The 23643-nt window shown below is 35.5% G+C and carries 23 protein-coding genes; 11 read left to right on the top strand and 12 right to left on the bottom strand.

The features are described 5' to 3' along the window. Positions 1-51 precede the first annotated feature (51 nt). Together argH and AC07XU_RS05485 are read left to right on the top strand one after the other, a co-directional pair. Positions 52-1383, top strand: coding sequence for an argininosuccinate lyase (gene argH / locus AC07XU_RS05490; protein ID WP_494942612.1), 1332 nt, complete (start codon positions 52-54; stop codon positions 1381-1383). 6 nt (positions 1384-1389) lie between these two features. Next, positions 1390-2166: an endonuclease/exonuclease/phosphatase family protein gene (locus AC07XU_RS05485; protein WP_494942611.1), complete on the top strand. Its 777-nt coding sequence runs from the start codon at positions 1390-1392 to the stop codon at positions 2164-2166. A 272-nt stretch (positions 2167-2438) separates the two neighbouring features. Here AC07XU_RS05485 and AC07XU_RS05480 read toward each other — a convergent pair whose 3' ends face one another. Next, complete coding sequence (locus tag AC07XU_RS05480; protein WP_494942610.1) at positions 2439-3299, bottom strand: mechanosensitive ion channel family protein; 861 nt, start codon at positions 3297-3299, stop codon at positions 2439-2441. Between the two features lie 188 nt (positions 3300-3487). Here AC07XU_RS05480 and AC07XU_RS05475 point away from each other — a divergent pair, with 188 nt between their 5' ends. Next, the gene (locus tag AC07XU_RS05475; RefSeq protein WP_494942609.1) at positions 3488-4873 is read left to right on the top strand and encodes a Gfo/Idh/MocA family protein; all 1386 of its coding nucleotides are present in this window, start codon (positions 3488-3490) and stop codon (positions 4871-4873) included. A gap of 90 nt (positions 4874-4963) precedes the next feature. After that, complete coding sequence (locus AC07XU_RS05470; protein WP_494942608.1) at positions 4964-6217, top strand: pyridoxal phosphate-dependent aminotransferase; 1254 nt, start codon at positions 4964-4966, stop codon at positions 6215-6217. Between the two features lie 62 nt (positions 6218-6279). On the opposite strand, the gene AC07XU_RS05465 is transcribed toward AC07XU_RS05470, so the two are convergent. Together AC07XU_RS05465 and AC07XU_RS05460 are read right to left on the bottom strand one after the other, a co-directional pair. Continuing rightward, positions 6280-7860 (bottom strand): peptide chain release factor 3, encoded by a 1581-nt coding sequence (locus AC07XU_RS05465; RefSeq protein ID WP_494942607.1) that lies wholly within the window; start codon positions 7858-7860, stop codon positions 6280-6282. Positions 7861-8315: 455 nt separating this feature from the next. Further along, positions 8316-9740, bottom strand: a complete 1425-nt coding sequence (locus AC07XU_RS05460; protein ID WP_494942606.1) for a DUF6600 domain-containing protein — start codon at positions 9738-9740, stop codon at positions 8316-8318. A gap of 326 nt (positions 9741-10066) precedes the next feature. Here AC07XU_RS05460 and AC07XU_RS05455 point away from each other — a divergent pair, with 326 nt between their 5' ends. After that, entirely contained in the window at positions 10067-10777 is a 711-nt protein-coding gene (locus tag AC07XU_RS05455; protein WP_494942605.1) for an SAM-dependent methyltransferase, read from the top strand. A 41-nt stretch (positions 10778-10818) separates the two neighbouring features. On the opposite strand, the gene nadD is transcribed toward AC07XU_RS05455, so the two are convergent. From nadD to AC07XU_RS05430, 5 genes are all read right to left on the bottom strand, one after another. Continuing rightward, positions 10819-11433: a nicotinate (nicotinamide) nucleotide adenylyltransferase gene (gene nadD, locus AC07XU_RS05450; RefSeq protein WP_494942604.1), complete on the bottom strand. Its 615-nt coding sequence runs from the start codon at positions 11431-11433 to the stop codon at positions 10819-10821. A 33-nt stretch (positions 11434-11466) separates the two neighbouring features. Continuing rightward, positions 11467-11835: a four helix bundle protein gene (locus tag AC07XU_RS05445; RefSeq protein WP_494942603.1), complete on the bottom strand. Its 369-nt coding sequence runs from the start codon at positions 11833-11835 to the stop codon at positions 11467-11469. A 68-nt stretch (positions 11836-11903) separates the two neighbouring features. Further along, on the bottom strand, positions 11904-12479 hold the full coding sequence (gene gmk, locus AC07XU_RS05440; protein ID WP_494942602.1) for a guanylate kinase: 576 nt from the start codon (positions 12477-12479) through the stop codon (positions 11904-11906). A gap of 68 nt (positions 12480-12547) precedes the next feature. Further along, a complete protein-coding gene (locus tag AC07XU_RS05435; RefSeq protein ID WP_494942995.1) occupies positions 12548-13414 on the bottom strand; it encodes a YicC/YloC family endoribonuclease in 867 nt (288 codons plus the stop codon). A 77-nt stretch (positions 13415-13491) separates the two neighbouring features. After that, the gene (locus AC07XU_RS05430; protein WP_494942601.1) at positions 13492-14229 is read right to left on the bottom strand and encodes a lysophospholipid acyltransferase family protein; all 738 of its coding nucleotides are present in this window, start codon (positions 14227-14229) and stop codon (positions 13492-13494) included. A 77-nt stretch (positions 14230-14306) separates the two neighbouring features. Between AC07XU_RS05430 and AC07XU_RS05425 the strand changes: the two genes are divergently transcribed. Further along, on the top strand, positions 14307-15014 hold the full coding sequence (locus AC07XU_RS05425) for a hypothetical protein (RefSeq protein ID WP_494942600.1): 708 nt from the start codon (positions 14307-14309) through the stop codon (positions 15012-15014). Between the two features lie 48 nt (positions 15015-15062). Here AC07XU_RS05425 and rnc read toward each other — a convergent pair whose 3' ends face one another. The 3 genes from rnc to AC07XU_RS05410 all read right to left on the bottom strand — a co-directional run bounded on the left by rnc (position 15063) and on the right by AC07XU_RS05410 (position 17391). Further along, entirely contained in the window at positions 15063-15791 is a 729-nt protein-coding gene (rnc, locus tag AC07XU_RS05420; RefSeq protein WP_494942599.1) for a ribonuclease III, read from the bottom strand. 80 nt (positions 15792-15871) lie between these two features. Next, a complete protein-coding gene (gene fabF / locus AC07XU_RS05415) occupies positions 15872-17125 on the bottom strand; it encodes a beta-ketoacyl-ACP synthase II (RefSeq protein WP_494942598.1) in 1254 nt (417 codons plus the stop codon). 29 nt (positions 17126-17154) lie between these two features. Then, complete coding sequence (locus tag AC07XU_RS05410) at positions 17155-17391, bottom strand: acyl carrier protein (RefSeq protein ID WP_031266521.1); 237 nt, start codon at positions 17389-17391, stop codon at positions 17155-17157. A gap of 157 nt (positions 17392-17548) precedes the next feature. Between AC07XU_RS05410 and AC07XU_RS05405 the strand changes: the two genes are divergently transcribed. The 5 genes from AC07XU_RS05405 (at position 17549) to AC07XU_RS05385 (ending at position 23340) form a co-directional block, all read left to right on the top strand. Continuing rightward, positions 17549-17968, top strand: coding sequence for an IPExxxVDY family protein (locus AC07XU_RS05405; protein WP_494942597.1), 420 nt, complete (start codon positions 17549-17551; stop codon positions 17966-17968). Between the two features lie 140 nt (positions 17969-18108). Further along, positions 18109-19539: a pyruvate kinase gene (gene pyk, locus AC07XU_RS05400; RefSeq protein WP_494942596.1), complete on the top strand. Its 1431-nt coding sequence runs from the start codon at positions 18109-18111 to the stop codon at positions 19537-19539. Between the two features lie 113 nt (positions 19540-19652). Next, positions 19653-20081 carry an NfeD family protein gene (locus tag AC07XU_RS05395; protein ID WP_494942595.1) on the top strand — a complete coding sequence of 143 codons (429 nt, stop codon included), beginning with the start codon at positions 19653-19655 and terminating at the stop codon, positions 20079-20081. Positions 20082-20085: 4 nt separating this feature from the next. Beyond that, a complete protein-coding gene (locus tag AC07XU_RS05390) occupies positions 20086-21063 on the top strand; it encodes an SPFH domain-containing protein (protein WP_494942594.1) in 978 nt (325 codons plus the stop codon). Between the two features lie 153 nt (positions 21064-21216). After that, entirely contained in the window at positions 21217-23340 is a 2124-nt protein-coding gene (locus tag AC07XU_RS05385; protein ID WP_494942593.1) for a S9 family peptidase, read from the top strand. 48 nt (positions 23341-23388) lie between these two features. Here AC07XU_RS05385 and AC07XU_RS05380 read toward each other — a convergent pair whose 3' ends face one another. After that, positions 23389-23619, bottom strand: a complete 231-nt coding sequence (locus tag AC07XU_RS05380; protein ID WP_494942592.1) for a hypothetical protein — start codon at positions 23617-23619, stop codon at positions 23389-23391. Positions 23620-23643: the final 24 nt, after the last annotated feature.

Below are 23643 nucleotides of genomic sequence, written 5' to 3'. Positions count from 1 at the left end.
GCATGACGGAGGAGCACAATCGTAAATCGTAATTCTAAAATCGTAATTGTTATGAAGATTTGGCAAAAAAATATTGATGTAAACCAATTTGTAGAAAACTTTACCGTTGGTAAAGACCGAGAACTGGATTTACAAATGGCAAAGTTTGATGTTTTGGGCTCTTTAGCGCATACCCAAATGTTACAAACCATCAATTTACTAACTCCAGAAGAGTTAAAAACTGTTCAAGCAGAGCTTAAAAATATCTATAGAGCTATCGAGGCCGGCAATTTTACCATCGAAGATAGTGTAGAAGATGTACACTCGCAGGTAGAATGGTTACTTACTCAACGTGTTGGCGAAGCCGGCAAAAAAATACACAGCGGTCGCTCACGTAACGACCAAGTTTTGGTTGATTTAAAACTATATTTCCGTAGTTGTATTGAAGAAATGGTGGGCAATACCGAAATCTTGTTTAAACAACTCATTACATTAAGCGAACAACATAAAGACAAACTTTTACCTGGTTATACCCATTTACAAATCGCAATGCCTTCTTCTTTTGGTTTATGGTTTGGCGCTTATGCCGAAAGTTTGGCAGATGATATGGAACTAATGTTAGCCGCATGGAAAATCACCAACAAAAACCCATTGGGTTCGGCTGCAGGTTATGGTTCATCTTTTCCACTAAATAGAACTTTAACCGCACAATTGTTAGGCTTCGAAGGCTTAAATCATAATGTGGTTTATGCCCAAATGGGCCGTGGAAAAACCGAGCGTATTTTGGCACAAGCCATGTCGTCGGTAGCTGCAACTTTAGCCAAAATGGCCATGGATGTTTGTTTATTTATCAGTCAGAATTTTGGGTTTATCAGTTTCCCATCAGAACTTACAACCGGAAGCAGTATAATGCCGCACAAAAAAAATCCAGATGTTTTTGAATTAATTCGTTCTCGTTGCAATAAAATACAGGCTTTGCCAAATGAAATTGCAATGATGACTACCAATTTGCCATCTGGTTACCACAGAGATTTACAGTTGCTAAAAGAAAACCTTTTCCCAGCTTTTATCTCACTTAACGAATGCTTAGAAATTGCAACTTTCATGCTCCAAAACATTAGCATAAAAGATAATATTTTAAAAGATAAAATGTACGATTACCTTTTTAGCGTAGAAGTTGTAAACGAACTAGCGCTAAACGGAATGCCATTTAGAGATGCCTACAAAGTAGTTGGTGAGCAAATAGAGACAGGAACTTTTAAACCTCAATACGATTTAAAACACACTCACGAAGGTAGTATAGGCAATTTAATGAACCAAGAAATTACAGCCTCAATGGAGTTAACTTTAAATCAATTTGGCTTCGAAAAAGTAAATAAAGCTATTGCTAATTTAATCGCTTAAATAAATATGAAATCCCTTTTTGCTTTATTAATTCTACTAAATATTACTGCTTTTGGTCAAAAAACAGACACCCTGACTATCGTATGTTACAATATTCACCACGGTAATCCACCAGCAAAACCAGATGTAATAGATTTAGATGCAATTGCAAATGTAATAGCTAAGCAAAATCCAGATTTAGTTGCTTTACAAGAAGTTGATGTAAACATTAAACGATCTGGAAACGTAAATCAAGCGGCGTATTTGGCTAAAAAATTAAATATGTACTATTTCTTTGCGAAGGCAATAGATCATGATGGCGGCGATTATGGCGTTGCGGTTTTGTCTAAATATCCTATCGAAGAACAATATAAACTTACATTTTCTAGAATTGAAGGCCGCAAAGCTGAAGATAGAGTTTTGGCCACGGTAACTATAAAGCTCAATAGTGGTAAAAAAATCAAGTTCTCCTCAACGCATTTAGATCATGTTAAAAATGAAGATTTAAGGTTAATCCAAGTTGCAGAAATTATTAAACAAGCAGAAAAAGAAACTTTACCATTCATTGTAGCTGGCGATTTTAATGCTCAACCTAAATCAAAAACTATCCAATTATTAGATCAAACCTTTGCCAGAACTTGTTACGATTGCGGTTTTACTATCCCTGTAGTAAAGCCAAAAGAAACCATCGATTTTATTACTTATAAAAAGAATGAAAAATTGGAGGCAATTAAACACGAGGTAATTCAAGAACATGAAGCATCGGATCATTTGCCGATAACTGCTAAAATTGTGATCAAATAAGGTTTGAATAACTGGTGCTGAATTAAATTTAGCATGCCGATTATTTGCCTATGTGCGCCGTCACCCTGAATTTAGTTCAGGGTCTGTTTAAATTCTAAAACAAAAGATATTTTGAAAACGTCGGTTCAGTATTTTATCGGATACTGTAGCCCCACTGTTCGCTTATATCTTTTTGTTCACGTACTGTGGTATTCCAAATAATTTTGGCACAAAAAGTATAACCGCTACCATTGGGTTTAATTAACAAGGGCTACTTCTAAGTAGTTCAACAACTACTCAACTTTAGACCTAATATGAATATCGCGTTGCGGAAACGGGATTTCAATTCCTGCATTATCCAAAGCGGCCTTACAATCAATAATCAACTGTTCATTCATTGCCCAAAAATGTTCATTATCTGTAGTTACTCTAACCGATAAATTTACTGCACTATCACCCAACTCAGTTACCATAATTTGCGGGGCAGGTTCAGCGTGTGCAAATTCATTTTTTTGAATAACCTCGGCAATAATTTCCTTTGCTTGTCTTAAATCAGCATTGTAAGAAACGCCAATATTAAACCAGGTTCTTCTAACACCATGAACAGAAAAATTTGTAATATTACTATTAGATAAATTGCCATTTGGCACAATAACCACCTGGTTTTGAGGAGTTAATAAACGAGTATTAAATATATCAATTAATGTTACTGTACCAGACACATCATTGCTCGCACTTATAAAATCGCCAACTTTAAAAGGCTTTAAAGTTAAAATTAAAACTCCACCAGCAAAATTAGATAACGAACCCTGTAAAGCTAAGCCAATGGCTAGACCAGCAGCACCGATAATGGCAATAAAGGCCGAAGTTTGTATACCGAATTGCGTTGTTACAATAATGAAAAGCAGTATTTTAAGGCCCCAATCAATTAAATTACCTAAAAACCGGCGTAAAGAGATTTCTACATTTTGCTTCTCAAAAATCTTTTGAATTAACCTTTTTATAATTTTAATTACCCAAAGGCCGATAACTAGTATTAAGATGCCAGAAATAATAGATGTTACTATTGCAGGTGCCATGTCAATCGCTTTTGCGATTAGTTTATCCCAATTATCTTGTATTGTTGTTGCGTTGATGTCTGTAGTACTTTGCATGATCTAAAATTGACTTGATTTTAACGGAAGATATCCTGCAAAGTTAGGACTTTTGAATGGCTAGGCAAATTGGTTACATATATCAACCTAAATTCTACAAATCGAAAGCTATCAAAATTCAATTTAGAATAATTCAAAACGATACGAAACGTATATTTGAGTTAAGACCCTAAACTTAACCACATTATATGAATCGCAGAAATTTACTCAAAACCCTTTCTTTAGCAGCAGGAGCTTCAATTATTAGCACAGATGTATTGGCGAATATTGGAGAACAATCATTTTTATATAACATTCCAGAAAATCCTAACCATAAAAAGTTAGACAAGCCTGTAACGGCCATTACCATTGGTGCAGGAAATAGAGGTATGGTATATGGTGGTTTTGCCGAAAACTTTAAAGATCAGTTTAAAATTATTGGTGTTGCAGAACCAAATACTTTTAGAAATGATCGTTATGCGAAAATTCATCAAATAGAAACAGCTAACCGTTTCAATACTTGGGAAGATGTTTTTAAACGCCCAAAATTCGCTGATGCTGTGATAATTTCAACTCCTGATAATTTGCATTATGCGCCATGTATGAAAGCCTTAGAAATGGGTTATGATGTTCTTTTAGAAAAACCTATTTCACCATCAGAAAAAGAGTGTAGAGAAATTTTAGCATTGGCTAAAAAAAATCGAAGAATAGTAGCGGTTTGCCATGTGTTAAGATATGCACCATACTTTGTAAAAATGAAAGAGTTAATTGCAAAAGGCGCCATTGGTGAGGTAGTAAGCATCCAACATTTCGAGCCGATTGAGCATACGCATATGGCGCATTCGTATGTTCGAGGAAATTGGCATAACTCAAAAGCCACAACACCCATTATTTTGGCCAAATCTTGCCACGATTTAGATATTATTAAATGGGTAATCAATAAACCGAGCCAAAAAATATCCGCCATGGGCGATTTAAAATGGTTTAGAAAAGAAAATGCACCCGAAGGAAGTACGGTAAGATGTGCAGATGGTTGTAAAATTGAACGACAATGCCCCTACTCTGCAGTTAAAGAATATGTAGACTTAAATAAAAGAACATCGGTTTTTGATGTGCCAGAAAGTGCGAACAGAAAGCAATTTATTGCAGAGAAATTAAAAACAACCAATTATGGCCGTTGCGTTTACCGCATGGACAACGATCAGCCAGATCATTATGTTACCAATATTCAATTTGCCGATAGCGTTACTGCAAGTTTCTCGATGGAGGCCTTTACGTCTTACCACGGTCGTAGAACTAGGGTAATGGGTTCAATGGGCGATTTAGTTGGCGACATGACTGAATTGGTTCATCATGATTTCATCACCACTAAAGAAACTAAATTTATACCCAAAGCAGAAGATGTAGAAGGCTATAAAAATAGTGGTCATGGCGGTGGAGATTGGCTTTTAGTAAAAGATTTTGTACAGGCTGTAGCGCAAAAAAATCCAGCTTTGCTTACTTCCACCATAGATGAATCTATAGAAAGCCACGTAATGGGTTTTATGGCGGAAGAAAGTAGAATAAGAGGTAAAGTAATGGATATTAAGATGTAAAATAACCATCATATTCTCATAAAATGCCCACAGACAGCTAATGCCGATGGTTTTTAGTATCTTTGGGCATTTATTTTTAAAACCAAGAATATGAATGTATCAGTATTAGCAAACACACTTATCGGCTCAGAAATCATCAAAATCGGTAACGAAGTAAATGACATGAAGCGTAAGGGTGCACAAATTGCTAACCTAACTATCGGCGATTTTGATTCATCCATCTTCCCCATTCCTGCTCCATTAGAAGATGCAATTGTTCAAGCGTACCGCGATGGGCATACCAATTATCCGCCAGCAGATGGCATTTTACAATTACGCGAAACTGTAGTTGAGATTTTAAAAGACCGTTATGAGCTCGACTTTAAAATCAACGAAATTTTAGTTGCAGGTGGCTCTCGCCCATTAATTTATGCTACTTATTTGGCATTGATAGATCCAGGTGATACGGTAATTTATCCTGCACCATCTTGGAACAACAACCATTATTGCCACTTATCATCAGCTAATGGTATTGCGGTTGAAACTACAGTTGAGAATAATTTTATGCCAACTGCAGCACAACTTAAACCACATTTAAAAGGCGCTACATTATTGGCTTTATGCTCACCTTTAAATCCAACTGGCACTATGTTTACGCAACAACAGTTGGAAGAAATTTGCGATATCGTTATCGAAGAAAATAAATCACGCAAAGCGGATGAAAAACCTTTGTACATTATGTACGATCAGATTTACTCGTTGCTAACTTTCGATAAAGAGCATGTAAATCCGGTAAGTTTACGCCCAGAGTTAAAAGATTATGTAATTTATATTGATGGAATTTCTAAATGTTTAGCTGCTACAGGCGTACGCGTAGGCTGGGCATTCGGACCAGAAAATGTAATCGGTAAAATGAAATCTTTGTTAGGTCATATCGGTGCTTGGGCGCCAAAAGCAGAACAAGTTGCTGTTGCAGGCTATTTCAAAAACAAAACTTTGGTTAATGAATTTTTAAGCAGTTTTAAAGCGCAAGTTCAAGCCAGCTTAGATGAATTACACAATGGTTTTCAAGCTTTAAAAAACGAAGGCTTTAATGTAGATTCTGTTATCCCGATGGGCGCAATTTACCTAACATTAAAGATAGATTATATCGGTAAAACTACTCCGGCAGGAGATGTATTAAAGAACAGCGCTGATGTAAATTTCTACTTAATTAAAGAAGCGCAAACGGCTTTAGTTCCATTTTCTGCGTTTGGCAATGAAGAAAGCATGTCTTGGTTTAGAGCGTCAATAGGTGGTTGCTCTTTGCAGGATATTAAAGATATGTTGCCTAGAATTAAAACTGCTTTAAGCAAGTTGAAGTAAGATACAAAACCTCGTAGATTTTTGAAATCTACGAGGTTTTAATTCCCTTTAGAGGTTTTGGGTTACTTAAACTCACTCGTAGTATGGAACTCAATATCCGGATAATCTCTTTTGGTCATATCAATCATAAAATCGTTATCAGCTAAATAAACCGGGTTACTTTCTTTATCAACACCGATGTGCTGTTGTTTACGTTTTACAAACTCCTCTAATTTTTTGTTGTCTGTAGAAGTTACCCATCTCGAGCGACTGTAAGTTAACGTACGGAACCTACATTTTGCGCCATACTCATGCTCTAACCTAAAGCTAATTACCTCAAATTGTAACTCACCAACAGCACCAATTACTTTTCTATTTCCGGGTTGCATTACAAATAATTGCGCAACTCCTTCATCGGTTAATTGCTCAATACCTTTTTCTAATTGTTTGGTGCGCATTGGGTCCATATTCTCTACCTCTTTAAAAATAGCAGGAGAAAAACTCGGGATCCCTTTAAACTGCAATTTTTCACCTTCTGTTAGCGTGTCGCCAATTTTAAAGTTACCACTATCGTATAAACCAACCACATCACCTGGCCAAGCTTCTTCTACAATGCTTTTCTCATTTGCCATAAAATCCATCGGATTGCTAAATTTTAGCTTTTTATTTTGGCGGGTATGGTAATAAAACTTGTTACGCTCAAACTTGCCAGAGCAAATTCTTAAAAATGCAATTCTATCGCGGTGTTTAGGATCTAAATTGGCGTGTATTTTAAATACAAAACCACTAAAATTTTTCTCCTCTACCAACACGTCTCTCTCTTCGGCTTCGCGTAACCTTGGGCTTGGCGCTATTTCTATAAACGTATCTAAAATCTCTTTAATACCGAAGTTATTAATTGCCGAACCAAAAAACACTGGCGCCAACAATCCATCAGTATACAAGCTTTTGTCTAATTTGCCATAAACTTCATCAACCAATTCAGTATCGTCTTTTAAGCCTTGCACTTCAGTTTCTTTTAAATAATCAAGCAAAGCTTCATCATCTAAATCATTTACTGCTACCACAGAGTCAGTAACTTTAGTTTTATCAGAATTAAATAAATTTAAATGGTTATTGTAAATGCTATAAACCCCTTTAAAAGTATGTCCTTGTCCAATTGGCCACGAAAGCGGGCAAAGACTAATGTTCAATTTTTGCTCAATTTCGTCTAACAAATCGAAAGGTTCTTTACCCTCTCTATCCATTTTATTCACAAAAATAATTACCGGTGTATTTCTCATCCTACAAACCGACATCAGCTTTTCTGTTTGTTCCTCTACACCTTTTACACAATCTACCACCAAAATCACACTGTCAACTGCAGATAAAGTGCGATAAGTATCTTCGGCAAAATCTTTGTGCCCTGGCGTATCTAAAATGTTAATACGTTTACCGTTGTACTCAAAACCCATTACCGATGTTGCCACAGAAATACCACGTTGGCGCTCAATTTCCATAAAATCTGACGTGTTGCTTTGGTTAGCTTTATTACGTTTTACCGCACCAGCTGTATTAATTGCACCTCCAAAAAGTAAAAACTTCTCTGTTAAAGTGGTTTTACCAGCATCGGGGTGACTAATAATTGCAAACGTTTTTCTTTTTTCTATTTCGGGATTAACCATGGGTATTGAATTGATAAATAAAGGGGAAAACAAATAATTTAAACAGCAGGGCTTTATAAAAACCTTAAAGAGAATAATATGGCTGTACTTTGTTTCATTTGCTGCAAAGGTAATAATATTTTGCCTTTCGTTGTGCTATCTTTTATTTGAAGCGCAATTGCAGCAATCTAATGAATGGTTAGTCCGGCTTTGCGCTAAATCCCCGATAAATCGGGGGATACCGCTGCAATCCGGGCTAGGTAACTTAGGCTTGTGCAGGTAAAACCCCTCATAGTTGCAACAAACCTGCGTAAAATAAACCTGATAGTAATGTAAAGCCCGAAATGAGGCACGAATGAGGCTTGCAATGGATAGCAGGGCTAAACTTTAACAGCTGAACTTTAGTAGCTTTACAAACCTTTTTACATAAAAAAAGAGCCGATTATAAAACCGACTCTCTCATTACATATACTTATTTAACCTCTTCCTGGTCTACTACCTCTACTTTCAGAACCTCCAGAACTTCTTTGTGGCGCAGATTGTGCACGCTCGGTTCTTTGTGGTTGTGAACGCTCTACACGTTGTGGTTGAGATTGTGATCTTTCCATACGTTGTGGAGCTTGTTGCTGGCGCTCTACTTGTGGCTGAGGACGTTCCATTCTTTGTTGTGGCATTTCTCTGCTTCGCTCAACTCTTTGCGGAGTTTGGGCTTCACTTTGTCCTCTTTCTACTCTTGGCGATTGTACATTCCCCTCACTTCTTCTGTCGAAAACACTTGGTCTTTCTCCAACCGCACCTCTACCTTGGTTTGGCGTAACACCAACTCTGCTGTTATCTCTAACAGTATTATTGCTTTCGCCTCTTCTTTCAAAAGTACTAGGTCTTTGTCCCACCGCACCTCTATCTTGGTTTGGCGTAACGCCTACTCTACCGTTTTCTCTTCCCTCTATAGCGTTACCTTCTACTCTTGATGGACGGCTCGAAACATTTGCATCACCTCTACCGCTCATTCCATTTCTATCACCTTGGTTAAAGCCTCCATTCGTATTTCCTCTATCTCCTCTTGCCGAAGTTACACTTCCACCTCTACCTGCAATTTCTCCACGGTTAATACTGCCTTGTACTGCATTTCGTGGTGCAGCTTGTGCGTTGCTTACAGAACCTCTGCTCGGACGAGGGTTATAAATATTTACCGAATTGTTATCAATTCTAGATGCACCTGGTCTGCTGCTTCTATTTACATTGTAAACAGTTACATTTTGATTGGTGTGTCTTCTAATATCATCAACCCTTGGCCCGGTATAATAAGTTCTATTGTTGCGAACATAGGTATTATTAATAATTACCGTATTTTGGATATAAACTCTGTTTCTACCATAATTATAACGTGGGAAGTTATTGATATAGATGTTGTTATAAGGAATAAAATTCCAGCACATATCTGGTACTCTATATCCGCCTCTACCAATATTTATCCCGATGTTAATGCTAGGTCCTAAAGGTGCCCAACCGTATTGTCCACCTCCACTTCTCCAACTTACCCAAGCTGGTCCCCAAACGGTATCTGGTAACCAAACCCAGTTGTTGTAACGGTTGTAAACCCAACGACCGTAGTGAAATGGTGCCCAACCCCAGTCATAATTACTTACCCAAGTGTTACCGTACTCTGTCATTGCCCATCTACCATTGGTGTAATATGGCCTAAACTCATCTTGGTCTACATCTGGTCGCCAAACGTATCCATACTGCGGATCTTGAATCCAAGTTCCGTAGGGAGAAAGTTCATCGTAAAACGATTGAAGTGAAACGTCTTCTTGCTGTGCTTTTGCTGTTTGTGTGGTTCCAACGAAAAGGAGCATGAGACCTACCAGCAGTGCCGGCATTTTGATCATGGTTTTCATTTTGTATGTGTTTTAAATTTATAATTAACCTAACGCTTTGTGTATATCAATTTGAACACCATTTTTATAAAAGGATTAATCGTAAAACCTCAATGTTTGTCAATTATCGTTTTTAACGCATTTCTTGACAATTAAGTGTTTTAAACGGACTACTTTATCAATCTAATTGATGTGTGATAAATAAGTCGGACAGAACTAAATTTGCTACAATTTGCAAAACCCATTAAAACAATTTTGCCGAGCAACTGTTTTGCAAAACCTTTACTAAATTTTAAAAGTATTAGTTGTTACGTTAAAACCTTACTTTTGTAGCTTAATTTATTGCTATGCAAAGAGGCACCTTGTTTTTAATACCCGTACCATTGGCAGAAAATGCCGAGAATAAATCTTACACTCCATTTTTAATTGATACTATCAATGTAATTAAAACTTACATTGTTGAAAATGAAAAAACAGCTCGTAAGTTTTTAAAAGAAGCTGGATTAAAAACGCCCCAAAGTGAATTATTGATACATGATTTTGGCAAACACAAACGTGGAAACTCTTTAGTCCCTTATTTTACGCAATTAATGTCTGGCATTGATGTAGGCTTAATGAGTGAAGCAGGTTGCCCAGGTGTTGCAGATCCGGGTGCAGAAATTGTAGCTGAAGCACATAAACGTGGAATTAAAGTTGTGCCATTGGTTGGCCCTAATTCGATGATACAGGCTTTAATGGCGTCTGGTTTTAGCGGACAAAGCTTTACATTTCACGGTTATTTACCAATTGATAAAACTGATAGAGCAAAGCGAATTAAGGAACTAGAAGCGCTATCGCAAAAAAATAAGCAAACGCAATTGTTTATGGAAACGCCTTTTAGAAACAACCATTTGTTTGAAGATGTATTAAAAAATTGCAGTGGCAGCACTCAGCTTTGTGTAGCGTGTAACATTAATGGCGAAAACGAATTTATAAAAACTATGACTGTTGGCGCTTGGAAAGGTGAGAGAATAGATTTACACAAAAAGCCAACAGTATTTTTGATTTATAAAGTTTAACTGATATCCATTGCCGTTGGCGTCAGCAAACAGAATTAAGACTATCCATACATATTTTTTTTATCGATAAATTCTAAAACTTTATCTGGCGTAAAAAATTGAACATTCTTTTTCTCTTTAATCGCTTTGCGGATAAAGGTTGATGAGATTTCCATTTCTGGGGTATCTGTAAAGGTAATAGATGGATGATTTTGCCATTCGCCCACATCCGCACCTGGTCTGGGATATACGTAAATGTGATAATCTTGCAATAACAACTCGTAGTTTTTCCATTTTTTTAACGATACCAAATTATCCGCTCCCATTATTAAAACGAATTCTTTTTCTGGGTAACGCTCACGTAAATGTGTAAGTGTATCTATGGTATAAGATGGCTGTGGAAGTTTAAATTCTATATCACTAACTTTTATTTGCGGTGCATTTTCTGTCGCTAGCTTAGCCATCTCCAAACGATCATACATGTTGGCTAAGCCACTTTTAAGCTTTAATGGATTGTGGGGAGAAACAACTAGCCAAACTTCTTTTAGCTCACTAAATGATGCCATATAATTGGCAATTACCAAATGCCCAATATGTATAGGATTAAAAGAACCGAAAAAAAGGCCAGTTTTCGGTTTTCGGTTTTCGGTTTTCGGTATAGGCTGCTCAAAAGACATAACTATTTAATGTTTTCAGTTTTGGAGGATAAATTATAGAACGCCATATTTTTCAGGATTGTTCATCATGTGATTTAAAAGTTTGCCAACTGCATCACTTTGTAGAACAAGCTCATCGTATTTCGCTTGAGATAAATATTTACACTCGATCGCAAATTTAAGCCAACCTTTTGTTTCGCTATTTTCCATATCACTATCCGTTAGCTTACTTATGAAATGAGCTTTATATCTTCTTTTACGGTAGGCCTCAACTAAACATATATTTGTTGATCTCGAAGAACGTCTAATTTGATCTGTCAATGAGTACATTTCTTCTTTTGGAAAAAATTTACTGAGTTCAAAAATTGACATCGCCAATTCAAATGATTTTTTGTAAGCCAAAAGGTCATAAAAGTCTCCCATAAACAAATCAATGTTAGTTAAAGATATGGGTTATGAATCCAAAATTGAAAACTGGAAATCGAAAACTGCTATTTGCCTCCTGAAAGGAATTTACCGATTATTTGCTCGGCCTCTGCACAAGCGGTGCTTAAATCATGGTTTTTAAGAACAATATCAAACTTATCAGCGTACAAAAGTTCTTTTTCTGCTTTTATAAACCGTTCTTGTAATTTCTCTTTGCTATCAGTTCCTCTTCCTGTTAAGCGTTCTTTTAGCACTTCTAAAGATGGTGGCTGCACAAAAATTGCTAAAGCATCATCTTCATATTTTCTTTTTAAACGTAAGCCACCTTCTACATCAATATCAAAAATTACGTGCTTGCCCTCATCCCAAATGCGTTGTATTTCCGAACGTAATGTTCCATAAAAGGTGCCACTGTAAACCTCCTCAAATTCAACAAATTCTTGATGCGCAATTTTATGCAAAAAATCTTCTTTGCTAATAAAATAATAATCGTTTTCGTGGGTTTCACTTCCTCTTAATTCGCGAGTGGTGGCAGAAATAGAAAAGCTTAATTGCGGAAATTTCTTTAACAAATGTCTAACAATAGTGGTTTTACCAGCTCCTGATGGTGCAGAGAATATAATGAGTTTGCCTTCCTTCATATTTTTGAGACTAAAGACCAAAGCTGAAAGTCCAAAGCTTTAGTCTTTGAGCTTTAAGCTTTAAGCTTTTATAACACATTTAATAGTTGTTCTTTAATTTTTTCTAATTCTTCTTTCATACCAACAACCAATTGCTGTATGTGGGCATCATTTGCTTTAGCTCCCATCGTATTTATTTCTCTACCAATTTCTTGAGAGATAAAACCTAACTTTTTACCATTAGCATCCTTGCTTTTTAAAGTCTCCATAAAATAATCGCAGTGACTTTTTAAGCGGGTTTTTTCTTCAGTAATATCTAACTTATCGATGTAATAAATTAGCTCTTGCTCTAGTCTATTTTGATCGTAATTTACTTTACCTACGGTTTCTTCTAAAAATTGCAATAATCTAGCCTTAACCTGCGGCACTCTTAGAGGTGCAAGTTTGTCTATTTCTGCAAAAAAATCTAAAATATTCTGTATCCTGAGCTCTAAATCTGTTCTTAGAACTTTACCTTCATCCTCTCTAAACTGATTAAAGTTGGTTAGCGCTTTTAAAAATGTTTGGTGCAAAACATTCCATTCGTTTTCATCAGCCTGCTCCTCGGTATAAGTAATAACTTCAGGAAAGGTTAACACGGTTTGCAATAAATTTGCAGAGCTTGGTGCGCCTAATGAAGCATTAATTTCTTCTAGCTCTTTATAATATTTTGTTAAGAGTTTAGTGTTTATCGTAGCGCCTTTTTGGGTATCGTCGCTACGTTCAATATTAATAGCAACATTTACTTTACCACGCTCAATATCTTTACTGCATACATTACGCAATAAAAGTTCTTTATCTGAATATGCTCTAGGTAACTTTAAATTCAACTCTAAAAATTTAGAGTTTAGAGATTTGATCTCTACGGCAAACTTAACGTTTTCATAATCAGTAGCCGCCAAGCCAAAGCCTGTCATTGATTTTATCATGTGCAAAGATAGTAAAAAAGGTAGAGCGTTAAAAGGCAAAAGGTTAAAGGCTTGCCCATTTGGCATCAGCTATATTTTAAAATAGCTTCTTCCATCAAATCAAATACCTTTTGTTTTAAGTTAGGTAAATCTGCCAAAGTAAGGCCTTTAACATCCACAGGGGTGATAAAAACAGTTTTAATAATACCCGGATGTGCTTTTAAAGGATTTATACGTGGCAATAACTCTCTGTTATTGATCATAACAAAAGGCATTAAAGTGGTTTGCGTTTCAATAGCTATCCTAAAAGCGCCATCGTAAAACTCACTTAAATGCTGGTGTGTTTTATTCATTGTGCGTTCTGGGAAAATCAATATCGATTCGCCTTTGGCTAAATCTGCTTTTAAAGCATTAACAGATTGCTCTCTACTTTCTTTGCTGCTTCGATCAATTAAAACTACAATCCGCTTGTAAATTAACCCGAACACGGGGATTTTAGTCATTTCTATTTTACCAAGCGGACTAAAATATTGGGGTATACTTAAGCAAACTACAATTGCATCTAAATATGAACCATGATTGCCCACATAAATATGAGGTAATTTTTGATTGATGATATGCTGATTTATCGTTTTTACCCAAAAGAAAGATGGAATACTAAAAGCCCAAGCCCAGCATCTTAAAAAGAAAAGAATTAATTTTTTACTCTTACTGGCATTGAACACCGCCGAAGCAATTAAAACCAAGGGAAGTACAATAAGCATTAGTCCAACAAAAATTAACGCAGCATATAAAAGATACAATGCAGTTAAAACTTTCCTCATCAATTAACGTTTTTTAACTTAAATCAATAGTAAACAATCCTTAAGTTTACAAAATTAAAATCTAACTCTGTTACGAGATGGCTCGATTAACTCTTTTATTCATTTTTTTCGCTTCTATTTTTGCCGCTTCTCCAGTTATAGCGCAAGAATTTATGCTAAACGGTGCAATTTTAGAAAACGGAGCCAAAATTAGATTGGCATTGGCCGAAGTTTACAATACTCGTAATAAATACAGCGTTGGTAGCAACGATATGGGTTTGTTTCAAATTAGAGCCAAAGTTGGTGACACATTAATTATTTCGAAAAGGGGATTTAGAGATAAGACATTACCTATTTTAGATACCAAAGACATAATTGTAAATTTAAATAGAAGTGAAACTACTTTAAATGAGGTGGTAATTAATGGCCAAAGTAAAAAACAAACCTTAGACGCAATTAGACAAGATTTTAGAGATAAAGGATCCTATTATGCGGGCAAACCACCTTTGTTATCATATTTTTTTACGCCATTAACTGCACTTTATGAATTAGTTGGCCGCACGCCTAACAATGCTCGCCGATTTAATAAAATGTACGTAACCGAATTACAGAATAATGAGGTAGATCAACTTTTTAACAAAAGCACTATTAATAAAAATACGGGTTTAGAAGGAAAAGAATTAGAAAACTTTATGGTTAATTATCGCCCAGCTTACGATAAAGCCAAAAACTGGACAGTTTATGATGCCACAAAGTGGATTAAAGATTCTTATAAACAGTATACTGATACATTGAAGGAAAAATAAATCAATTATCGGTCAGCGGTTTATGGTTTATTAGTCTGCTTCTTTTAACTAAATAGCCAGCGACTCACAAGCTTTTTCTGCAGCTAACTTTTCTGCGTTTTTCTTGTTGTAATCTCTACCTATTCCATGATTTTCGTTATCAATTATGGCATGGATGGTAAATAGTTTAGCGCTTTCACCTTCACCGTTTTGCACCATATCAAAAGAAATATCTTTACCATGGCGTTGGCACCATTCTATCAATTTACTTTTGAAATTCGTTTCCGTCATCTCTAAAGTATGAATATCGATGTAAGGTTTTACAATACGTTTGAGCAGAAAATTTTTGGTAAAATTATAACCCTTGTCTAGATAAATCGCTCCAATTAACGCTTCAAAAGCATCACCCAACATAGAATGATGTTTGCTTTGCACACTAACTGTTTTTTGATCAAATACAATCAATTGATCGAAGCCCATTTTGCGGGCCAATTGATTAAGATTAGCTCTGTTTACAATTTTAGAGCGCATTTCTGTTAAAAAACCTTCCTCTTTATAAGGATAACTTTTAAACAACAGCTCTGCAATTACAGATCCTAAAATGGCATCTCCTAAAAATTCTAACCTTTCGTTGCTGCTTCTACTTCCGTTTTTTAAAACTTTTGCCACAGAACGATGTCTAAAAGCCATTCTGTACAGCACAACATTACCGGGCACAAATCCCAGTATATTCTTGAGTTTAACTACAAACTCTTTGTGCGGCGATAAATAAAGCTTATATAAATCGAAAAATGGCATTAATTTAATTTACAAAAAATAAAGGCATACAAGTATAATCTAATATACAATCAAATTATCAACAAAGATAGTTTTTTAGATTAACCTTCGTATTTTTTGAAAATTACAGATGCATTGTGACCACCGAAACCAAAAGTATTACTTTGAGCAGCACGAATTACACGTTTTTGAGCTTTGTTGAATGTAAAATTCAATTTCGGATCAAATTCAGGATCGTCTGTAAAGTGATTAATTGTTGGAGGAACGATGTCATTTTTAACTGCTAAAATTGTAGCAATAGCCTCAATAGCACCTGCTGCACCTAATAAGTGACCCGTCATCGATTTAGTAGAACTGATGTTTAATTTATAGGCATCTTCGCCAAATAAATCTACAATTGCTCTGCTTTCGCTAACATCACCCAATGGAGTAGAAGTACCATGAACATTGATATAATCAATATCAGCAGTAGTTAATTTTGCATCACGTAGGGCATTTGCCATTACTAATTTTGCACCTAAACCTTGTGGGTGTGGCGCAGTAATGTGATTTGCATCTGCACTCATACCGCCACCTACAATTTCTGCATAGATTTTGGCACCACGTGCTTTAGCGTGCTCTAACTCTTCTAAAATAATGGTTCCTGCACCTTCGCCGGCAACAAAACCTTCACGGTCTTTATCAAATGGTCTCGAAGCTGTTTTTGGATCATCATTTCTAGTAGAAAGTGCATGCATGGCGTTAAAACCGCCAATTCCTGCTTCGTTAATGATGGCTTCAGAACCACCGCTAATAATAATGTCAGCAATATCCAAACGGATATAGTTAAAAGCATCAATCATTGCGTTTGTTGCCGAGGCACACGCTGAAACAGTTGAAAAATTTGGCCCACGTAAACCATATTTCATTGAAATATGACCTGGAGCTATGTCAATAATTACTTTAGGAATAAAGAATGGGTTGATACGAGGAGTTCCATCACCTTGGAAGAAAGTTTTCATTTCTTCTTGGAAAGTTTTGAATCCACCTATACCAGAACCCCAAATTACACCAACTCTGTTGGTATCAATTTTCTCCCAATCATAGCCACCATCTTTTACAGCTTCTGCTGTAGCAACTAGCGCATATTGTACAAAAGGGTCTAACTTACGGGCTTCTTTTTTATCCAAATGATCTTCTGGATTGAAATTTTTAAGCTCGCATGCAAACTTGGTCTTGAACTTTTCAGTATCAAAACCAGTAATTGGCCCAGCGCCGCTCACACCATTGATTAATCCATCCCAAAATTCTTGGGTTGAATTACCAATTGGAGTGAGCGCACCTAAACCTGTAACTACTACTCTTTTTAGTTCCATTTATAAGTATTGTACGTAAAGCGTATTTACTACTTAACGTTTTTTTCTAAATAAGCAACTGCTTGACCTACAGTACCGATTGTTTCAGCCTGATCATCAGGGATTGCAACATTGAATTCTTTTTCGAATTCCATAATCAATTCTACAGTATCCAAAGAATCTGCACCTAAGTCGTTAGTGAAAGACGCTTCTGGCGTAACTTCGCTTTCATCAACACCTAGTTTTTCTACGATAATAGCCTTAACTCTTGAAGCAATATCAGACATAATTTTATAATTTAATGGTTAAATAATTCTGTGCAAAGAAAAATAAAATTTGAACAATTTCAAATGTTTTTATTTCTCAATCAATTTTAATGTTTTTATTTCAAACTTAATGTAAAATTAGTTTTATAATTTCGTATTTCTAAAAAAATATTTCGATTTGAATAAAACTTACCTAAAACTATCGTTAGACCTTGATTTTGTTTTAATAGCCATAACGGCTGCTGCAAAGGATTATATCCTCTGCCATAAAATAAACAAAGCCTTAGAATTTGATTTCGAAAAGACTGATGATCACGAGGTTTACTATAATATTGATGAGGATCCTTTAGCATTTTCTAAGTTTTATTATTTTGTTGAACAAGGTGAAATCGAATATTATTTAGTAAACAACAGAAATCCAGAAGGGTTTTTAATTCCTGAAATGAATAAGGTAGATTTTTTTATCATAATTCATCAATATATAGACAAAGAAGATCTCAATTTTATCCTAACAAGATTAAACAAACTACCTGATATACAGGTAGCTGCACAGATCGACCCACTCAAATTAAAGTCGAAAGAAAATTTAGTGATGTAAATTTTTTACCGTTAGTGTAGTAAATACACTATATTTGATTCTTATATCAAACTGAAAATAATTTAAACAAAAAGATAAAACAACGCTGTTTTATATAAATTCGAGCTTTTTGGTTTTATCTTCAATAAACAAATTAATAAATGAAACCTTTTCATTCAAGAACTAAAATTGTAGCCACATTAGGGCCTGCATCGGCTAAACCAGACGTTTTGTACAGTATGTTTAATGCAGGATTAGATGTTTGTAGATTAAATTTCTCTCATGGATCTCAGGCAGATCATCAAGAAGTTTTAGATACCATTAAAAGCATCAATAAAAAATATAATTATAACGTTGGTATATTAGCCGATTTACAAGGACCAAAAATTAGAATTGGGACTGTTAAAGATGGTGGTATTCACTTAGTTAATGGTGCTAGAACCGTTATTACCACCCAAGAATGCGTAGGTAATGAAGAGCGCATCTATATTACTTACGAAAACTTTCCACAAGATGTGAAAGCAGGAGAAATTATCCTTTTAGATGATGGCAAATTACAAATGCGTGTAATTGAAACCAATTACAAAGATGAAGTAGTTTGTGAAATTGTACATGGCGGTATTTTAACTTCTAGAAAAGGTGTAAACCTACCAAATACCAAAGTTTCTATTCCATCACTTACTCCAGAAGATAGAAATAACCTAGAGTTTGTTTTACAAAATGACGTGGAATGGATTGGATTATCTTTTGTGCGTAACGCTGAAGATATTATCGAATTAAAAGATATTATTAAGGCTAGAGGTAAAACTGCTAGAGTTGTTGCAAAAATTGAAAAGCCTGAGGCAATTGCGAATATCGACGAAATTATTGCAGTTTCTGATGCAATTATGGTTGCTCGTGGAGACCTTGGAGTTGAAATGCCAATGGAAGAAGTTCCGTTGTTGCAAAAAATGATTGTTAAAAAATGTAGAGCAGCTTCTAAACCTGTTATTATTGCTACGCAGATGCTTGAAAGTATGATTACTACTCCAAGACCAACCCGTGCAGAGGTTAATGATGTGGCTAACTCAGTTTTAGATGGTGCTGATGCAGTAATGCTAAGTGGAGAGACTTCTGTTGGAGAGTTTCCATTAATCGTTATTGAAACCATGCAGAAAATTATTTCGAACATTGAAGACAATAACTATTCTTTCCACGTAGAAAAGCATTTAAATAAAAATTCGAAAAGTTTTTTAAGTGATGCGGTTTGCGATTCGGCTTGTTTCTTATCTAAACAAACTAGTGCCGTAGGTATTGTTTCTATGACATCAAGTGGTTATACTGCTTTTGAATTATCAAGTCACAGACCACAAGCACCTATTTTTATTTTTACAAGTAACAAAAATATCTTAAACACTTTAAGCTTAATTTGGGGTGTTAGAGGATTTTTTTACGATAAGTTTGAAACTACTGATGACACCATCGCTGATGTAAATGATGTATTGAAGAAAAATAAATTAATCAAAAAAGGTGATATCATTATCAACTCTGCTTCAATTCCGTTGCAAGCAAAAGGTAAAACCAATATGATTAAAGTAACTGTTGTAGAATAATAAATACAATAATAGATTTGAAATGCCCTTGCGAAAGCTTGGGCATTTTTTTGTGGTGTCAGTTTTTTTAAGTATTTTACAACAAATCAAACTATCTAAATATGGATGAATTTATGAACATTACCGTACTTTGGTTCGTTGTAGGATTTATATTTTTCTTACTTGAGTTTATTGTTCCGGGTTTTATTTTATTCTTTTTTGGCATTGCGGCTTGGTTAGTTGCTTTACTAACTCTTTTTATAGACATAAGCTTAAATATGCAGCTAATTATTTTCCTAATAACTGCAATTGTTAGTGTTATTCTTTTAAGAAAAGTACTAAAAGACAAATTTGGTATGTACAGAGAAGGCCCACGTGTGCTCGAAGATGAATATATCGGCAAAATTGCTTTAGCCGAAACAGCCATTACTCCACAAGAAAACGGAAAAGTTGAATTTAAAGGCACCAGCTGGGACGCAAAATCTGATGATTATATCGTTCCGGGCCAAAAAGTACAAATTATCGAAACTAGAAGTATTTTATTAATTGTAAAACAAATCTAAAACTATGACGTCATCAACTATTATTTTAATCGTATTAATTCTATTTGTGTTAGTAGCCTTCCTATCTACTTTTAAGGTAGTACCACAAAGATCAGTTTTTATTGTAGAGAGATTGGGTAAATATAGCCGTTCGCTAGAAGCTGGTTTTCACATTCTTATCCCTTTTATTGATAAAATTGCCTATAAACAAAACCTTAAAGAGCAAGCTATAGATGTGGCACCACAAATTTGTATTACCAAAGACAACATTGCTGTAGAGGTTGATGGAGTATTGTATTTGCAAGTGATGGATCCGCAGAAAGCATCTTATGGGATAGATAATTATCGTTTCGCCGTTATTCAAATCTCACAAACCACGATGAGAAGTGTTATCGGTAAAATGGAACTAGATAAAACATTTGAAGAAAGAGAAACTGTTAACGGAACTATTGTTAATGCAGTAGATAAAGCCAGTGAGCCTTGGGGCATTAAAGTGTCTCGTTATGAGGTAAAAAACATCTCTCCGCCACAAACCATTAGAGATGCGATGGAAAAACAAATGCGTGCCGAAAGAGAGAAAAGAGCCGTAATTGCAGAATCGGAAGGTGATAAAATGGCAAAAATTAACCGTGCCGAAGGTGATAAACAAGAAGCAATAGCAAGATCTGAAGGTGAAAAACAACGTAAAATTAACGAAGCGAGTGGTACAGCATCAGAAATTGAAATGGTAGCTATTGCAACGGCAAAAGGTATTACCGAAATTGCTAAATCTATTAATGCAGAAGGCGGAATGAATGCCGTTAACTTACGTGTTGCAGAACAATATTTAAATGAGTTCGGTAAATTGGCTAAAACCAATAACACAATGATTGTACCTGCAGATTTATCTGATATTGCTGGTGTAATTTCGAGTATTACTTCGGTTTTGGGCAAAGCAAATACCAATCCTGATTTGACTACAACAACTCAAATTGTACCAAAAAAGACAATCACCAAGTTATAAACTTTACCTGTTCAAAATAATATTAGGCCCTTTATTGGGCCTTTTTAATGCCTAAAAAATCTAAAGCGCTTAATAACTCTGTATCATTACTAATACTTTAAAAACCGATTAGTTAAAAGATATTAATTTTAGGCTTGATGAAATTTAAAGTATATGAATAAATATTTACTTACCCTCGCTGGTTTCGCTATCGCGATATCAACAAATGCCCAAGTTAGCATAACTGCCAAAGATTACGAAAGAGCAGAAAGCTTTATGAGCTACAATACAGAGAAATACATTGATGGAACACCTGGGCGAATAAACTGGTTGGATAACGATCAATTTTGGTTCACAGTAAAAAATCAAAACGGAACAGAAACATATTTGGTTGACCCTGCAAAAAAGACCAAAACACTTACAACCGAGTATAAAGAAGCTGCGCCAACTGGCGGAAGGCGTTTTGGAAATAGAAATGAGGTTTTATCGCCCGATGGTAAAAAAGCAGTTTTTATTAAAGATTGGAATTTATGGGTGAGAGACATAGACAGCAAAAAAGAAACCCAATTAACTACAGATGGTGTTAAGGATAACGGATATGCTACCGACAATGCGGGCTGGAAAATGAGCGATGCGCCAATTGTAAGATGGTCGCCTGATTCTAAAAAAGTGGCTACATTTCAGCAAGATCAACGTGAAGTGAGCGATATGTATTTGGTTACCACCAATGTTGGTGCTCCAGTTTTAAAAGCTTGGAAATATCCTTTGCCGGGCGATAAAGTTATCCCGATGATTAGAAGGGTAATTATTGATGTAGAAAACCCAAAAGTAATTAGCTTAAACATTCCTGCAGATCCGCACCGTGCTAGTTTAAGTGATGATATTTCAAGTAGCGGAACTTTTGATGATATCGATTGGAAAGCCGACGGTACCGAAATGGCTTTTTTATCTACTTCTAGAGATCATAAAAATTCGAAATTCCGCATTGCGAATACATCAACTGGCGTAGTTAGAGAGGTTTTTGAAGAAACTGTTAAAACACAATTCGAATCTGGCAGAGGAGCTATCAATTGGCGCTATTTACCTGCATCGAAAGAAATTTTGTGGTATTCTGAACGTGACAACTGGGGACATATGTATTTATATGATTCGCAAACTGGTAAATTAAAAAATCAGATTACCAAAGGCGATTGGCTAGTAACTCGTTTGCTTAGAGTTGATGAAAAAAATCGTTTGCTTTATTTTATGGGCTGTGGTAAAGAAGCCGGAAATCCTTATTTCCAATATTTATACAAAATTGGTTTTGATGGAAAAGGTTTAACACTATTAACGCCTGAACAGGGCAACCATAGCATTGCATTTTCTCCATCAGGCAATAATTTTATCGATACTTATTCTCAACCAAATGTTCCGGCAGTAATGAATTATAGAACATTGGCAGGTAAATTATTAACCGAAGTTGGCAAAACAGACGTTTCGAGATTAGCTGCTACTGGATGGAAAGCACCAATTCCGGTAAGTATAAAAGCAAATGATGGCACTACAGCTATTTATGGCTTAGTTTTTACACCTACCAAAATGGAAACTGGCAAAAAATATCCTGTTATCGATTACATTTATCCTGGTCCGCAGGGCGGAAGTGTAGGTAGTTGGTCGTTTACAGCTTCAAGAGGAGATCATCAGGCTTTGGCAGAATTAGGCTTTATTGTAGTTGTAATTGAAGGAACAAGCAATCCATTTCGCTCAAAGAGTTTTCATGATATGGCTTATGGAAACATGGCTGAAAATACTTTACCAGATCAAATTGCGGCGATTAGACAGCTTTCGAAAACTTATCCGATAGATACCAATAAAGTTGGTATTTGGGGACATTCTGGTGGTGGTTTTGCAACCGCAGCTGCAATGTTTAGGTATCCAGATTTCTTTAAAGTTGGAATAGCCGAATCAGGAAATCACGACAATAGAAATTATGAGGATGATTGGGGAGAAAGATACAATGGCTTGGCCGAAAATGTTGACTATGAGAGACAGGCTAATCAAATTTATGCTAAAAATTTAAAAGGGAAATTGATGTTAGCTCATGGAATGATGGACAATAACGTACCACCATCTAACACCATGTTGGTAGCTGATGCATTAATTAAAGCTAATAAAACATTTGATTTATTGTTGTTTCCAAATAGCGCTCACGGATTTGGTCAGTTTTCATCATACATGATGCGTAGACGCTGGGATTATTTTGTACAACATTTATTAAATACACAACCCCCTTACGATTATCAATTGGGTCCGAAATAGAAATTAACCTTATTAAAAAATGCTATCAATTATTTGGTAGCATTTTTTTTATGAAGAAGTTTCCTCTTCTTTTGAATTTTTAACATGATCTGCTAGTTGATAGCTCTTTCCTTTCACTTTATCATCTTTATCTAAACACAAGAGAACAACTAAAGATATTACCGGAATAATAAAAGAGATAAAAAACCAAAACCAAAAGTTTTTGCCAATACTTTTTGCATATACTCCTGCTACCAATTGAGGGATTAATAGTATTGATAAAAGTATTAACTCTGGCATGCTGTAAAGATAATCAATTATGAA

It is taken from the genome of Pedobacter sp. GW456-11-11-14-TSB4 (genome assembly GCF_059424425.1).
Note: the sequence above shows the minus strand (reverse complement) of the source record. Positions and strands in the feature narration are given on the sequence as shown.

Excerpts from the sequence above, each read along its gene's own strand:
- argH (WP_494942612.1), top strand. The coding sequence starts at position 52 with ATGAAGATTTGGCAAAAAAATATTGATGTAAACCAATTTGTAGAAAAC.
- AC07XU_RS05485 (WP_494942611.1), top strand. The coding sequence starts at position 1,390 with ATGAAATCCCTTTTTGCTTTATTAATTCTACTAAATATTACTGCTTTT.
- AC07XU_RS05480 (WP_494942610.1), bottom strand. The coding sequence starts at position 3,299 with ATGCAAAGTACTACAGACATCAACGCAACAACAATACAAGATAATTGG.
- AC07XU_RS05475 (WP_494942609.1), top strand. The coding sequence starts at position 3,488 with ATGAATCGCAGAAATTTACTCAAAACCCTTTCTTTAGCAGCAGGAGCT.
- AC07XU_RS05470 (WP_494942608.1), top strand. The coding sequence starts at position 4,964 with ATGAATGTATCAGTATTAGCAAACACACTTATCGGCTCAGAAATCATC.
- AC07XU_RS05465 (WP_494942607.1), bottom strand. The coding sequence starts at position 7,860 with ATGGTTAATCCCGAAATAGAAAAAAGAAAAACGTTTGCAATTATTAGT.
- AC07XU_RS05460 (WP_494942606.1), bottom strand. The coding sequence starts at position 9,740 with ATGAAAACCATGATCAAAATGCCGGCACTGCTGGTAGGTCTCATGCTC.
- AC07XU_RS05455 (WP_494942605.1), top strand. The coding sequence starts at position 10,067 with ATGCAAAGAGGCACCTTGTTTTTAATACCCGTACCATTGGCAGAAAAT.
- nadD (WP_494942604.1), bottom strand. The coding sequence starts at position 11,433 with ATGTCTTTTGAGCAGCCTATACCGAAAACCGAAAACCGAAAACCGAAA.
- AC07XU_RS05445 (WP_494942603.1), bottom strand. The coding sequence starts at position 11,835 with ATGGGAGACTTTTATGACCTTTTGGCTTACAAAAAATCATTTGAATTG.
- gmk (WP_494942602.1), bottom strand. The coding sequence starts at position 12,479 with ATGAAGGAAGGCAAACTCATTATATTCTCTGCACCATCAGGAGCTGGT.
- AC07XU_RS05435 (WP_494942995.1), bottom strand. The coding sequence starts at position 13,414 with ATGACAGGCTTTGGCTTGGCGGCTACTGATTATGAAAACGTTAAGTTT.
- AC07XU_RS05430 (WP_494942601.1), bottom strand. The coding sequence starts at position 14,229 with ATGAGGAAAGTTTTAACTGCATTGTATCTTTTATATGCTGCGTTAATT.
- AC07XU_RS05425 (WP_494942600.1), top strand. The coding sequence starts at position 14,307 with ATGGCTCGATTAACTCTTTTATTCATTTTTTTCGCTTCTATTTTTGCC.
- rnc (WP_494942599.1), bottom strand. The coding sequence starts at position 15,791 with ATGCCATTTTTCGATTTATATAAGCTTTATTTATCGCCGCACAAAGAG.
- fabF (WP_494942598.1), bottom strand. The coding sequence starts at position 17,125 with ATGGAACTAAAAAGAGTAGTAGTTACAGGTTTAGGTGCGCTCACTCCA.
- AC07XU_RS05410 (WP_031266521.1), bottom strand. The coding sequence starts at position 17,391 with ATGTCTGATATTGCTTCAAGAGTTAAGGCTATTATCGTAGAAAAACTA.
- pyk (WP_494942596.1), top strand. The coding sequence starts at position 18,109 with ATGAAACCTTTTCATTCAAGAACTAAAATTGTAGCCACATTAGGGCCT.
- AC07XU_RS05395 (WP_494942595.1), top strand. The coding sequence starts at position 19,653 with ATGAACATTACCGTACTTTGGTTCGTTGTAGGATTTATATTTTTCTTA.
- AC07XU_RS05390 (WP_494942594.1), top strand. The coding sequence starts at position 20,086 with ATGACGTCATCAACTATTATTTTAATCGTATTAATTCTATTTGTGTTA.
- AC07XU_RS05385 (WP_494942593.1), top strand. The coding sequence starts at position 21,217 with ATGAATAAATATTTACTTACCCTCGCTGGTTTCGCTATCGCGATATCA.
- AC07XU_RS05380 (WP_494942592.1), bottom strand. The coding sequence starts at position 23,619 with ATGCCAGAGTTAATACTTTTATCAATACTATTAATCCCTCAATTGGTA.